14 protein-coding genes are annotated in these 13394 nt (G+C 44.2%); 5 read left to right on the plus strand and 9 right to left on the minus strand.

Annotated features, from left to right (window positions below):
- Positions 1-134: 134 nt before the first annotated feature.
- Entirely contained in the window at positions 135-1442 is a 1308-nt protein-coding gene (cbiE, locus tag AAFP11_RS16015; protein ID WP_341737969.1) for a precorrin-6y C5,15-methyltransferase (decarboxylating) subunit CbiE, read from the plus strand.
- Positions 1443-1590: 148 nt separating this feature from the next.
- Here cbiE and AAFP11_RS16020 read toward each other — a convergent pair whose 3' ends face one another.
- Both AAFP11_RS16020 and AAFP11_RS16025 read right to left on the minus strand, forming a co-directional pair.
- A complete protein-coding gene (locus AAFP11_RS16020) occupies positions 1591-2469 on the minus strand; it encodes a CPBP family glutamic-type intramembrane protease (protein ID WP_341737970.1) in 879 nt (292 codons plus the stop codon).
- A gap of 28 nt (positions 2470-2497) precedes the next feature.
- Positions 2498-2833 carry a XisI protein gene (locus tag AAFP11_RS16025; RefSeq protein WP_341737971.1) on the minus strand — a complete coding sequence of 112 codons (336 nt, stop codon included), beginning with the start codon at positions 2831-2833 and terminating at the stop codon, positions 2498-2500.
- 259 nt (positions 2834-3092) lie between these two features.
- Between AAFP11_RS16025 and AAFP11_RS16030 the strand changes: the two genes are divergently transcribed.
- Positions 3093-4589 carry a glycosyl hydrolase family 57 gene (locus AAFP11_RS16030; RefSeq protein ID WP_341737972.1) on the plus strand — a complete coding sequence of 499 codons (1497 nt, stop codon included), beginning with the start codon at positions 3093-3095 and terminating at the stop codon, positions 4587-4589.
- A 149-nt stretch (positions 4590-4738) separates the two neighbouring features.
- Here the strand turns inward: AAFP11_RS16030 and AAFP11_RS16035 are convergent, their stop codons facing one another.
- Positions 4739-4960 (minus strand): hypothetical protein, encoded by a 222-nt coding sequence (locus AAFP11_RS16035; protein ID WP_333142643.1) that lies wholly within the window; start codon positions 4958-4960, stop codon positions 4739-4741.
- 117 nt (positions 4961-5077) lie between these two features.
- Here AAFP11_RS16035 and AAFP11_RS16040 point away from each other — a divergent pair, with 117 nt between their 5' ends.
- Positions 5078-6418: a hypothetical protein gene (locus AAFP11_RS16040; RefSeq protein ID WP_341737973.1), complete on the plus strand. Its 1341-nt coding sequence runs from the start codon at positions 5078-5080 to the stop codon at positions 6416-6418.
- A 102-nt stretch (positions 6419-6520) separates the two neighbouring features.
- Here AAFP11_RS16040 and AAFP11_RS16045 read toward each other — a convergent pair whose 3' ends face one another.
- The 4 genes from AAFP11_RS16045 to AAFP11_RS16060 form a co-directional block, all read right to left on the minus strand.
- A complete protein-coding gene (locus AAFP11_RS16045) occupies positions 6521-6820 on the minus strand; it encodes a hypothetical protein (protein WP_340525708.1) in 300 nt (99 codons plus the stop codon).
- Between the two features lie 48 nt (positions 6821-6868).
- On the minus strand, positions 6869-7231 hold the full coding sequence (locus tag AAFP11_RS16050) for a DNA-3-methyladenine glycosylase (RefSeq protein WP_341737974.1): 363 nt from the start codon (positions 7229-7231) through the stop codon (positions 6869-6871).
- Between the two features lie 51 nt (positions 7232-7282).
- The gene (locus tag AAFP11_RS16055; RefSeq protein WP_341737975.1) at positions 7283-8467 is read right to left on the minus strand and encodes a transposase; all 1185 of its coding nucleotides are present in this window, start codon (positions 8465-8467) and stop codon (positions 7283-7285) included.
- 63 nt (positions 8468-8530) lie between these two features.
- Positions 8531-8854 (minus strand): DNA-3-methyladenine glycosylase, encoded by a 324-nt coding sequence (locus AAFP11_RS16060; RefSeq protein ID WP_341737976.1) that lies wholly within the window; start codon positions 8852-8854, stop codon positions 8531-8533.
- A 20-nt stretch (positions 8855-8874) separates the two neighbouring features.
- On the opposite strand from AAFP11_RS16060, the gene AAFP11_RS16065 reads away from it, so the two are divergent.
- Together AAFP11_RS16065 and rlmD are read left to right on the plus strand one after the other, a co-directional pair.
- Positions 8875-8997, plus strand: coding sequence for a hypothetical protein (locus AAFP11_RS16065; protein WP_096830678.1), 123 nt, complete (start codon positions 8875-8877; stop codon positions 8995-8997).
- 202 nt (positions 8998-9199) lie between these two features.
- Positions 9200-10609 carry a 23S rRNA (uracil(1939)-C(5))-methyltransferase RlmD gene (gene rlmD, locus AAFP11_RS16070; RefSeq protein ID WP_341737977.1) on the plus strand — a complete coding sequence of 470 codons (1410 nt, stop codon included), beginning with the start codon at positions 9200-9202 and terminating at the stop codon, positions 10607-10609.
- Positions 10610-10743: 134 nt separating this feature from the next.
- Here rlmD and AAFP11_RS16075 read toward each other — a convergent pair whose 3' ends face one another.
- Positions 10744-11616 carry an MBL fold metallo-hydrolase gene (locus AAFP11_RS16075; protein WP_341737978.1) on the minus strand — a complete coding sequence of 291 codons (873 nt, stop codon included), beginning with the start codon at positions 11614-11616 and terminating at the stop codon, positions 10744-10746.
- Positions 11617-11833: 217 nt separating this feature from the next.
- Positions 11834-13126 (minus strand): HhoA/HhoB/HtrA family serine endopeptidase, encoded by a 1293-nt coding sequence (locus AAFP11_RS16080; RefSeq protein ID WP_341737979.1) that lies wholly within the window; start codon positions 13124-13126, stop codon positions 11834-11836.
- Between the last annotated feature and the right edge of the window lie 268 nt (positions 13127-13394).

A 13394-nucleotide genomic window follows, 5' to 3' on the forward strand; every position in this document is an offset into this window, starting at 1 on the left:
TTTTCCCCCTCTCCCATTCTCCCCATTGCCCCTTAAATGGTTTAATTATTTGGGCTTGGTAACAAATTGCAGTACAAAAATATAATTAATCAGGAAAAATTAGCTAGTCTAGTTTTTTGATTTTTGCTGAAAAAGTGACAGTACACGTAGTTGGTATCGGTTTAGATGGAGCTGCTGGGCTTAGTGCATCGGCACGGCAGGTTATAGAAATGGCCGCTCTGCTAGTAGGGAGCGATCGCCATTTAAGTTATTTTCCCCAGGAATCCTGCGAGCGCTGGGTGTTACAAGATTTAAACACCGTAATTCTAGAAATTAGGCGTTGGCTGGCATTAAATACGAATTTAGAGCCAAATGCAGAGACTTTTTCGCCCCCCTCGCCTCAAGTCATTGTAATTTTGGTAGCGGGCGACCCCCTGTTTTACGGCTGGGGAAAGTTGTTAATTGCTCAATTACCAGCAGCAAAATTGATTTTTCACCCCCACGTCAGTTGCGTGCAGTTGGCTTTTAATCGCTTGAAAATTCCTTGGCAAGATGCACACTTTGTGGGTTCCCAGGGACTTTATTTTGAGGAATTGACGGCAAAACTTAAACTCGGTGTCGAGAAGATTGCGGCGCTAGTGGATGAAATTCACACTCCGGCTGCACTCGCAAATTTGGTGCAAGCTCTAGATTTGCCTACACGCTACGAATTTTGGGTTTGTGAAAATTTGGGGTCTGCGGACGAGCGGGTGGGGCCGAGACCTCTGTCAGCTTTGCTGGAAGAGTCTTTTGCACCCCTGAGTGTGGTGGTGATGCTGCGGGAGTGCCAGATGGAGGCGGCATCTTTGGATTTGGAAAAGTTGCCTTTGTTGGGTATACCGGATGGGGCTTTTATTGGTTGTGGCGATCGCCCTGGTTTAACGGTAGAACGGGAAGTGCGGGTGTTAGTATTGGCGCAATTGGCTTTGCAACGAGAACAAGTGGTTTGGGATGTGGGTGCTGGGAATGGTGCTGTGTCGATCGAAATTGCTCGCTTATTCCCCCAGTCTCAGGTTTATGCGATCGAACAAACAGTTTCTGGTACCTCTGCGATCGAATTCAACTGCACCCGTTTTCGGCTGCAAAATCTGCTCTCGATTCACGGTACCGCCCCGGAAATCTTGCACCGCTTACGTCCTCCGCACCGAATTTTTATTGGCTGTAGTGGCCCAGGATTGACTAAAATTTTGGGTGTTTGCGCCCTGCGGCTGCTCCCTGGGGGTTCCATCGTGCTAGTTTTGGATGTTTTGGAAGATATTGCTACTGTGTTGAGCTGGATGGGCGATCGAGTGCGTCGGGAACCCCACTGGAGTTATCGCATTGTGCAAGTGCAGTTATCGCGTTCTTTGCAGGGAGTAAATTTGACTCGTTTCGATTCCTTGCGGCCAGTTTCGATAGTTACCATCGATCGCCTTTTAGATTAATCTGGAATGATTTAACCGCAGATTTCAGCAGATTTACAAAAACCCAGTTTCTCCCTCTTATCTTCCTCTTTCCCCCCTTGGGGGGGGGCAGGGGGGGGTCGCCCTCTGTGGTTAAATCATTCCGATCCAACCAAATTTGCCATAAATCCTAGCCGATTCCTTTTTCCATCAGAAATAGTACAGTTCCTGTTGTTAGTAATAACATAATTCCGGCCGCACCAGCTAGGGGTTTTTCGGCTATTCCTGTAATCCATTCAGGAACCCTTTGGCTAGGCTTAATTAGTTGAGCTGTATCGACGATGGTTATCCCCCAAATCCAGCCTGCATGGAGTCCGATCGCCATACCTAAACTACCATTATCTACGGCGCGGGCTAGGGCTAAAACCATCCCCATCAGCCACAACCCAGGAAGTTGGGGTACGGTTTCTTTAGGAGCCCAGATCAGGTGGGCGATCGCGAAAATGAAACTGGCGATCGCTGCTGCTATGATTATTGAGTAATCTTGTTGCAGTAAATTTGGCAAACAGCCACGAAATATTAACTCTTCTGTGGCACTAATCCACAGTGCTAACAACAAAATCAGGAGAGTAGAAGGATTGAGGATAGAAGCCCAAGGATTAAGGATTTTTTCGCTGGTTTTGCTTTCAACTTCGCTACTTTTTAGTTCGAGCCAACCCCAGGTTAATTGTAACCCAAATAAAATGGCTAAGCTGACTACTCCTAATCCTAATCCTAGGAGTGCAGAGATTAAGGTGGTGGGTTGCCAAAACAAACCCCACTCGGCAAAGGACACGCTTTCTATCCAGGTTGTCGCCCATAAAATGAAGGGGACTAGGAGGTAGAGGGAGGCTACTAATGGTAGTTTTTTGTTTCCCAAGGGTTGGGGTGGTTGCCATTTCAGGGCGATCGCGACCATAATGGCGATCGGCAACCATAGACAAGTCCAAGTTAAGAAAAAAACCATTACTTTGACAAGGGCTGGTATGGACGGCGACAGCAGTCGCAGGTTAGTTAGACTGTTCCACATTTAAACATTAATCCTACAAGACAAACTTCTAACTTACTGCATAGTCAGTCAACTTCCGAATATAAGGTGGATGAAACCCAACAACAATATCATCCTTTGGTATACCCATTGCGGATAACTGTTCGCCAACCTCGTCCTCCGTGCTGTTCCACTGAATCCAAATCTTGTTATCTTTAATATCAAAGTGCATCACAGGCCCAAAAATTCGCTGCTTGTTTTGCCATCCAATGTAAAGCAATTGATAATGATCGCCCTCCACATCAGCAATAATTTGAGCTTCAATCTCATCATTTGATGAAACAAATTTGGCGTGTTCTGTAAGCAATTGCCTAATACAGTTTCGATACTTATTTAAGTCTGCCATTTTGTACACATATTCTGCTACTCTTAAATTTTACAGCTATTTTATACCATTTTTTTATGAGGCTGCATAGAATCAGATCCCCCCTAGCCCCCCTTAATAAGGGGGGGACAAGATTCTTCTCAAAGTCCCCCCCCTTCCCCCCTTGGGGGGGGCTAGGGGGGGGTGGGGATTTAGGGGGATCGAGATATATGCAACTTCACATTAAATTGGTATTAGCAATAGCAGACAGTACCGCTCCACAATTATTGAGGAAAGTTTTATGCCTGCGATCGCACAATCTCTCAATTCACCCATTTTAAACGAAATCAACTCAGGATTACCGAATATTTGCGGCTCCGAAGCAGAAATTAGCGCCGCAGTCAATAGCAATGAACCAGTCTTTCTACCTACGACAAACCTCCGCCTCGAAAACATTCAAGCCGGATTCGCCTGCGCCCTCCATATGCACCAACCCACCATTCCGGCTGGTGCAAACGGCGAACTAATCTGCAATCTCCAGAATATGTTTGAAAATCCCAACCAAGGAGATAATCACAACGCCGGAGTCTTTGCTTGGTGCTATTCCCGCATGGGAGAATTCATTCCCCAACTGATTGCTGAAGGTTGCAATCCGCGAATTATGCTGGACTATTCCGGCAATTTGTTGTGGGGATTGCGCCAAATGGGACGCGACGATATCTTCGACAATCTCAAGCGAATTACCTGCGAACCTCAATATCAACCTCACGTAGAATGGCTGGGGACAATGTGGAGTCATGCCGTCATTCCTTCAACTCCAATTCCCGACATCAAACTCCAAATTCAAGCATGGCAACATCATTTTGCATCTATTTTTGGCATAGATGCCCTCAAGCGCGTCAAAGGTTTTTCGCCTCCAGAAATGCACTTTCCAAATCATCCTGACACGCTTTATGAATACATCAAAGCTTTGAAAGAATGCGGCTACCGCTGGCTGATGGTGCAGGAACATTCTGTCGAAAACATTGATGGTTCGGGATTGTCCCAAGACCAAAAATACATTCCTAATCGTTTGATGGCGCGCAATTCTCGCGGCGAAACCATCAGTATTACAGCTTTGATTAAAACTCAAGGTTCTGATACAAAATTGGTCGGTCAAATGCAGCCTTATTACGAAGCAAAAGGACGCAACAAACAGCAAATTGGCAATATTACAATTCCTTCTTTAGTCACTCAGATTGCTGATGGCGAAAATGGCGGCGTGATGATGAATGAATTCCCCAGTGCTTTTATGAAAGCTTGGTACGAAAACCGGGAACAAGGTGGCGGAAAATCTGGTGTTGTCGGTTTAAACGGTACTGAATATTTGGAGATAATTGAGGCGGCGGGGGTTAATCCTGATGATTATCCGATTTGTCAAGGGGTTAACCAGCACAAAATCTGGCAATTAGTCGATGCTGATAGTGCGACACCGGAAAAGGTGGAAAGTGCGATCGACCAAATCAAGCAAACAGACCATAATTTTCACATGGATGGTGCTTCTTGGACTAACGATTTGAGTTGGGTGAAAGGCTACGAAAACGTCTTGGAACCGATGAATCAACTCAGCGCCGCATTTCACCAAAAGTACGACGCGCTGGTGCAGCAAGATGCGGCCGTTACCAAGCAGTTTGAATACCAACAAGCTTTGCTTTACAACTTGTTGGTGCAAACAAGCTGTTTCCGCTATTGGGGACAGGGAACTTGGACTGATTACGCGCGGGAACTTTATAATCGGGGCGCTGCTTTAATGAAGTAGGAAAAGTTGGTAATTGCGATCGGGCAAATAGCTTGGATCAATTATTAGCGTTCGTATTTATGCAGGAACACTATATATAGTGTTCCTGCATAAGTCATGTGTAAAGTGAGGCTAGCAAGATGCACACCCACTAGATGACGTGAGTTTCGTTAAACTTTGGTCAGGAGTTCGTAAATAGCTGTTTTTGTTGTCGTCGATTTGACTACTCCAGCATCCTGGATATATTGCAAGAGGCGTAGGGCTTCTTCAAGTTTGTTGGTAGCATCCATAACGAGTGGATGACGAGACACTTTGAGGTCTTTGATCAAAGTGGAGATTGGCTTGTCTATGCAAAGAGATAGTTGCTGATGGTTGGATTGCTGTCTGGTCATATCTTTTAGACTTTTGAATCACTACATATATAGCTTTACACTCCCATACCTAGTTGCTTCCAAACAAAGGTTAGGAAATTTGTTAGGATTATCTGTTAGGGACTCGATCGTGTGGTAATGATGGTACGCACTCCAGATTCATCCGAAGACTTATTTGCCGAAGCCGCAACTAATTGGGATCTGCAAAAGTTATACAAAGACTTAGCTGTTGCCAAGCGAGAGTTTGCGCCTCACATGAGACGGGAACTCACAGAGATAGAAAAGAAACATCTGCGTGGATTACTGTGTGGTTATAGTCCTGCTGAAATATCTGAAAAGCTATATAAAAATTCTAGAGGAGTGGAAGCTGACCTCTGCAAGACAATATATCGGTATGTAGAACAACTGACAAAACGACAACCCAAGACGCTAAAAAATTGGCGGGATATTCCTGAATGGTTAGAACAAATTGGATACAAAATACAGGTATTTGATGCCGTTGATGGTAAGAAATTGATCGCATTCTCTCCTTCAGATGATTTAACTGATATTGAACTTGTCTCTGACTTATTGGTAAAAAGAACCTGGAAAAAATCCTCTTTTTCTCATCAAATCTTTCAAGAGTATTTGAGTGCCGAAGAATTGGTAAGCTCTCAACAGGGTTGTCAGCAACTCGTCCTTCATATAACTGAACCACGGTGGCGACAAGTATTTTTGGAGGCTTCTAATAAATTGTCTGCAGCAGATAGTTTATTTCAATTAATGAAGCAACAAGTTGATATGCTCATCACTACTGATAAAAAACTCCAGGCATTTCTCAGGTGGGTAAGTAAAAAATCGAATTCAGTGAATGTTTCTTACAAACCAGCAGCCGTTCGTCTTTTTTACCTTACCCGCGCTCGCGCTATTGCTATGGCCAGCGACCCAGACTGTGCTGTTGGCGGCGCTATTGGTAGCCTTATTGAGGTTACTACCACTAACACTATTGCCACTGGCTTGGATATTGATATCAACACTAGAACTGACCTAGACATTGCTATCGACTATATAAGTGCTATTGCTATTAGTAGAGCGATTGCTACCAATACAGCCATTAATATTATCAATTCCGATCTTATTCTCAATGCTATCACTAAAACTCTCGATGAGTTCCTAAAACAAAATACTAATTCTGAGTTTAATGAAGCAATTGAAGAGTTTAAAAATTACTTACCTATTTCAAATATAGAGATATTTAGGGAATGGTGGCTAAACAATGGTTTAGAGTGGACTAAAAACTTAAGAGATGTGATAATTCAGTATCGTGATATCGGTCAGGATTGGCAGTTCACAGAATCGCAAAAAGAATTGCTTGTTAAGTATTATCAGGCTAATAAGTTTTTGATGGAATGCCTAAACAGTGGTTGTAACGTCTCACCTGAAGTCCGATCGCACATCGAAGACAATCTATTTTTACCCCTTGATTCCTCGCTCAGCTAGAAAAAATAGGGGAAAAGGTGCTCAAGCTGACGGGATTTTCACTCCGTCAGAGTTGAGTCTCGATTTCCCCATGCCCCATGCCCGATGCCCCATTCCCCAATCTTACATTTCCTGCATCAACCGCAAATAATTCTGCCGCATCTGCGTCATATTTTCCATCATTTTATTCGCCATATCTTTCTCAACATCGCTCATTTGTTGCCAAAATAAAGCCGATCGCCTAGCTATAATCGCCTCTTGCCATAACATCTCCAAAAGTTGCGCCGCCATTGGGTTTTCAGCATCGATAATCCCACATAATTGCTCGAAGGCTCGGTTTGCTTCGGCGTGACTGCTAACATCCTGGGCTAGCGTTAGGCATTTCTTGAGTTGTACGATCGGATTTTCAGAAGAGTAAGCCATAATTTGATTGAGATAAGTGACAAAATTTACACTGACATTTTGAGATTACTAGAATTTAGACACGGCCGGATAGTTCCCTAGATACCAACGCCAAGGTAAATCCATTCCTTGAGAAATCCCAATCCGCGTAGTTTGCACGATATTAATCGTACCTGACTCGATCGCCTGCTGAAATTCCTCACTCCGGTGTTCCAGCCGCAGCGCTTCCCCCGTACCCAAAGCTAAACCATTCCAAGTTCGATCGATCTCAAGTACCTTACACAGTTTGCCAGGCCCAGAGGCGAGGCGCGATCGCACCTTTTCGGGGAGATGGGAGAATCTTTGGGGAACTGCATCTAGCTGTAAAGCTCTAATTAACACAGCGCTAGCAACTCCGTCTGCATCCGTTACGACATTCAAGCAATGATACATCCCTTGACACTCTGGGCGCGTGAACGCACTCTTGATTCTTTAATCTACGAGTCAACTTGCTTGCGACTGGATTTCTCCAACCAAAGTAGAGGTTAATTCTCCTAAAGCGTTGCTTGCATCAAGTGCAAAGGTTCCGGTATGCCCTACCGTACCCAATCCTCGACTTAGGATGTTTCTAGCTGCGTTTTCATCTCTATCCATCGCACAACCACATTTACAAATATGAGTTCTTGTGGATAGAGTTTTTTTCACAATTTCACCGCAGCTATAGCATTCTTGGCTGGTATATGCTGGGTTGACAGCCACCGTGACTCTCTCAAATACTTTACCAAAATATTCAAGCCAGACACGGAACTGATACCAAGAAGCGTCGTTAATCGACTTAGCTAGACATTGATTTTTTACCATATTTTTAATTCTCAAATTTTCGTAGGCTATGAAGTCGTTAGACTGAACTACGCACCGTGCTAATTTCACAGCATGGTCTTTACGCTGCCTACTTATTTTGAGATGGCGTTTACCTAAAATCTGCCTAGCCTTGCCTCTATTTTTTGAACCTTTTACCTTCCTTGATAAGCGACGCTGACACCGCTTCAGAACCTTTTCACCTGCTCTGAGGAACTTGGGATTTTCAACCATTACTCCGTTTGAATCGGTGTAATATTCCTTCAATCCCATGTCTAAACCCACAGTCTTGCCTGTTGGTTCAGTATTCTCCTTCCTGTCAACGTCAATACAAAACTGAACGTATACTCCCGTAGCCCTTTTTACCAATCTCACCCGTTTGATTTGGCTAATTTGATAAAAATGCAGGTCGCGAGTACCTTTTAGTCTAAGCTTGCCTATCCCTTTTTTGTCGCTAAAGGTGATAGACTTTCTATTTTCAGCGAGTTTCCATCCGCTAGTTTTATACTCGACAGAACGACAGTCTTTTTGAAACTGCGGATACCCTTTTTTGCCGGGAGTTTTCTTTTTACAGTTGTCGTAAAATCGAGAGATGGCAGACCATGCCCTTTCGGCACTAGCTTGTCTGGCCATTGAGTTGAGTTCTGATGCAAACGGGAATTCATGAGCCAGTACGGCACAGTATTTCTGCAAGTCGTATTGCCCAATCTTTTGATTATCCATCCACAGCCGAATACAGCTATTTCGGACAAATTGCGCTGTCCGAATTGCTTCATCTACCGCAGAGAACTGATCGGATTTCCCGTAGGCTTTAAACTCAAAAACTAGCATGGTTTTACCTCCTAACTTATATTGCTTCAATTGATATAATATTTCCTTGAGGTTTGCAAAGCTTTACAAAGCCGTCAAGCGAAGGCGATGCACTGAGCTTCGCCGAAGTGAGCTTCGCCGAAGTGACGGGGCTTTAGACCCCTTTTTTCGGTAAACATAAATCCTCCCCGCAGGGCCGAACATCGCCTCGTTGCGAGGAGTTCGGCCCGTGTAAGCGTGACAAGCAGGATCGAATGGCCCATAGGCTTCCGTTTCCACAATCATGGCCCGAATCGTCTCCCCGTCAGGAAACTTTCGCACCAGACTACAGCCAAGTAAATCTGGCGCTACCCTAGTAGATGGTCGCGCTAGCCAAAAAGACTCTACAATTTGAGTATTTCCACTCACTGAACCAAAGAAGGTAAATTATGGACGTTAAGTTAGTTTTAGCAGTCTTGACAGCCGTTTTCACCGTGTGCTGTTTATTCTTCGGCACAAAAAACGGATTCTACGACAGCGACAAGTATCATGGTAACGGTTCTGCTCACTAATTAGAGGGGACTATTAGTTTCTTAAAAAAAAGCGCAACCTGACTGAAAGGTTGCGCTTTAATTATGGGAGATATTTATTATCAATTACCAATTGCCAATTACCTATTACCTATTACTCAAAAACTTTTTTTTGCCTAAGTCCTATTTTGATGGGATAATAGATTTAAAATGCTTCAACCTTAAAGCATTCAGAACAATATTAATGAACCAATCTAAATTCCCCATACCCAAATCGAAATCGGTAAACCCTTGCCAGCAAGGTCAACTGATTGAAATAGAGATTACTGACTTGGCAGATACCGGCGACGGAGTTGGCCGTTTTGGTCAGCTTGTGGTGTTTGTGGCTGACACTGTTCCGGGCGATCGAGTTCTTGTCCGCCTCATGCAAGTCAAATCCACCTATGCTACAGGTAAGCTGGACACGCTTCTGGAAGCATCGGAACACCGCATCCGACCCAACTGTATTGTCGCAGACAAGTGCGGTGGCTGTCAGTGGCAGCACGTAGATTATGATTATCAGCTTACAGCTAAACAAAATCAAGTCATTCAAGCTTTAGAACGCATTGGCGGCTTTAGCGATTTGCGAGTAGATGAAATTTTAGCCGGAAAAATAGATAATTTCCCCCAATTTTTGGGATACCGCAACAAAGCAACCTATCCTTTAGGCATATCTGTCACAGGTCAAGTTCAAGCGGGTTACTATCAAAAAAACACTCACAAATTAGTTAATTTGAATCAGTGTCCAGTCCAAGACCCCAGGCTAAATCCTTTATTAAAAGACGTGAAAGAAGACATACACTGGCGAGATTGGCCTGTGTATGATGAAAAGCAGCATACAGGAGAATTGCGTCACTTATCTTTGCGAATTGGACGACGCACCGGCGAGATGCTACTAACTTTAATCGTTCGGACAGGAGATTTGCCCGGATTGGAAGCCCAAGCCTCTGATTGGTTGAAGCGCTATCCTGAACTTACTGGTGTTTGTTTGAATATCAATTCTGCTAAAACTAATGTGATTTTTGGTGCGGAAACTCGCTGTATTGCCGGTCGTGCTTATCTGCGAGAAGAGTTTGCTGGTTTGGAGTTTCAGTTAAGGGCGGATACTTTTTTTCAGGTGAATACAGAGGCGGCTGAGGGTTTGTTGCAGGCGATTGTAGCGGAATTAAATTTGCAGGGAAATGAGGTTTTGGTTGATGCTTATTGCGGGATTGGTACTTTTACCTTGCCGCTGGCGAAACAAGTGCAAAAAGCTGTAGGTTTGGAAGTGCAAGCTGAGGCGATCGCCCAAGCAGATTTAAATGCTGAATTAAATGGCTTGACAAATGTGACATTTAAGGTGGGAACTGTGGAAAAGTTACTGCCACAGTTGGATGTTGTGCCGGATATTGTGTTGTTAGATCCGCCGCGTAAGGGGTGCGATCGCTCGGTTTTAGAAACTATTAAGCAAATTAAACCGAGTCGGATTGTTTATATTAGCTGCAAGCCGGCTACTTTGGCTCGCGACTTGAAAATTTTGTGTGAAAATGGGGATTATAAATTGGTGCGGGTGCAGCCGGCTGATTTCTTTCCTCAGACTTCTCATGTGGAGTGTGCGGCTTTTTTAGTAGCTTAAAATGTGGACCCAAAAATCCCGTTTGGGCGATCGGCTAAAATCAGTCGCGAAATAGACTTCCCGAAATTCACCTGACGCACTCTACAACTCGATCTTAGTGTGTCAGGTTTAGTCATGATGTATTCTTTCTCCTGTCAAGCATCGAGCATCCAAGCAATACACTGCTGCATTTGCTCTCGCATAGTTTCCACCTCAGCATGATACCTGCGACCGTGCCCAGGTAACACCCATTCAAAGTCATAATTAGCCAAATTCTGCATGGATTTGATTTGTGCTTCCCAAGAATACCAACAGACTTGGCGAAATCCAATCAAATGCTGCAAACTTTCTGACCAAGCGAGATGATCGCCACTAAACAAAAACTTGTTATTATAAAGTAAAACTGTGTGACCTTTCGTGTGACCAGGTACTGCAATAATCAACAAATCATCTGCTATTTGATGCGGTTCGTTCCCAGACAATTGAATTTCTACACTGCGAGTACCCGCATTAACTTCGTCACTATGCAAAATGCGATCGCACCCAAAATGGTCTCGGTATTGTTGATGATCTGCCACATCATCCCGGTGAGTCAAGTACAGATAGCGAATCCCCCCCATTGCTTCGATATTTTTAACTAGCGGCGGCACAAAACGAGGAGAATCGACCAAAATATTGCCCTCTGGGCGGACAATTAAATAGCTAGCAGCACCGTAGGATTTCTCGGAATGGTAGCCACAGTGGTAGATATTTTCTGCTACGAGTGCTGGCAAATGTTGCTGAACTTCCTTGATATTTTTTGGTTTGTCAACAGTGCCGATCGAACTTGTGGGACAAGACAAAAGAGCTGCGAGCGATCGCCTTTCTTCAGTCTCGTTAGTTGGCTGATGGTAAACCGCCGATTGTTCTCCCACTTCCACAAATACTTCCGGGGCCATCCACCGACAAGTATCGCAGCTAATGCAGGTACTGTCTACATAAAAATTACCACTAATATTCTCAGGACGCCGCCGATTAATATGAGCCATGTTTCTACCTCTTAATAACAAATATAAATACTTGTCAATTATACCAATAGGACTTACGCATGGGGGTTCAGAAACCGGGTTTTTTTGAGAATACTTCGTTGTGGCGCGCAGATGTGGTAAAAAACCCGGTTTCTTTGAAGACTTACGCACGGGTGGAACGATTAGATCCCCGACTTCTTCAAGAAGTCGGGGTTCTGGGTGTCCTATTTTTTAGATGCTACTGCTGCTTCTGATTCGCTGGAAAAGCACCAGATTTAACAGCCACAGTCACAGCTTGTCCGCCACGACTCAACTCAAGCTGCATATCGCTACCAACCTTACTTTTCTCCACAATTTGCTGTACGCTACCAGCATCGCTGACTTCTTGACCATTAATTTTTTTGATCACATCAGCAACGCGAACACCAGCTTGTGCCGCCGGAGAATCTTTCACAATTCCCAAAACTAACACACCTTTATCTTCCGTCAGCCTCAATTTAGTGTTGGGATTTTTATTAAATTCGGCCTTGACTTCGGGAGTAATACTCAACATCCGAACGCCCAGATAAGGATGTTCGGCTTTACCTGTTGTTGCTAACTCCTCGGCAATTTGTTGTGCTCGATCGATCGGAATAGCAAAACCCAATCCCTGAGCACCTTGAATAATCGCCGTATTCATGCCAATAACTTGACCGCGTTGGTTTAGCAATGGGCCGCCGGAATTACCAGGATTAATCGCAGCATCAGTTTGAATAAAGCTGACGCGCTTGTCGGGAACACCCACATCCGAGCTAGAACGACCTGTAGCGCTAATAATCCCCACCGTTACAGTATTGTCCAAACCGAGGGGATTGCCGATCGCGATCGCCCATTCACCAGGCTGCAACTCTTCCGATTTACCCAAACTAACCACAGGCAAATTGTTAGCTTCAATTTTAACAACAGCCACATCTGTCACTGTATCTATACCTAAAACTTTGCCGACAAATTCCCGACCATCTTTCAGTTTTACCGTCACCGTATCCGCACCATCAACAACGTGAGCGTTAGTCAAAATGCGACCATCGGAACCAAAAACAAAACCCGAACCTGAACCCCGTTCGACCCGATTTTGTGGCGCACTCGGAGATTCTGAGCCAAAGAAACGACGGAAAAATGGGTCTTCTAAAACATCAGGTTGTTGGCTCTTCACTGTGCGAGAGGAATTAATCCGTACCACTGCTGGGCCGACTTGCTGCACTACTTTTGTCACAAAATTAGAGTCTTGAGAGGGCAGTATATTAACAGGAACTGCTGCAATTGGCGCTGGACTGGTTTCACCTTTGATAGCATTAGAACTCCCCGGCACTTGGGAAGTTAGGGCATTGCACCCAACAGTAGCCGTGGAACCGATCAAAATCAAAGATAAAAAAGCCAGTTTTTTCGGTAAAGACAAACGGCGATGATGCTGAGTTTGATTAGGCATATTTTGGGTTTCGGTAATATTGATTTGATTGGAATCAGAGCGGTAATTATAATTAGGGTTTTTCATTGGTAGTACCTACTAAATTAAGTTATGGCAGAAGCAAGATAATCAATGGTTAGACCCAGGAAAAAATTCGGGAGACATCGATAAGGTTGCTATCAAACGAAAGAAGCTTTAATATCAAATCCGGTAACATCGGAATTATTCATCTCTCTTATCTCCCTCTGTGTTCTCTGCGTTCTAGTAAGGTTAAATCATTCCGATGCAGCCGGAAACGATATAACTTAAATTGAAGCATTTCTTACCTCTGTTTGTTTGGGGGATTTACCCTACA

Origin of the sequence: Microcoleus sp. CAWBG640, assembly GCF_020883015.1 — a bacterium.
GTDB classification, from domain to species: Bacteria; Cyanobacteriota; Cyanobacteriia; order Cyanobacteriales; family Microcoleaceae; genus Microcoleus; species Microcoleus anatoxicus.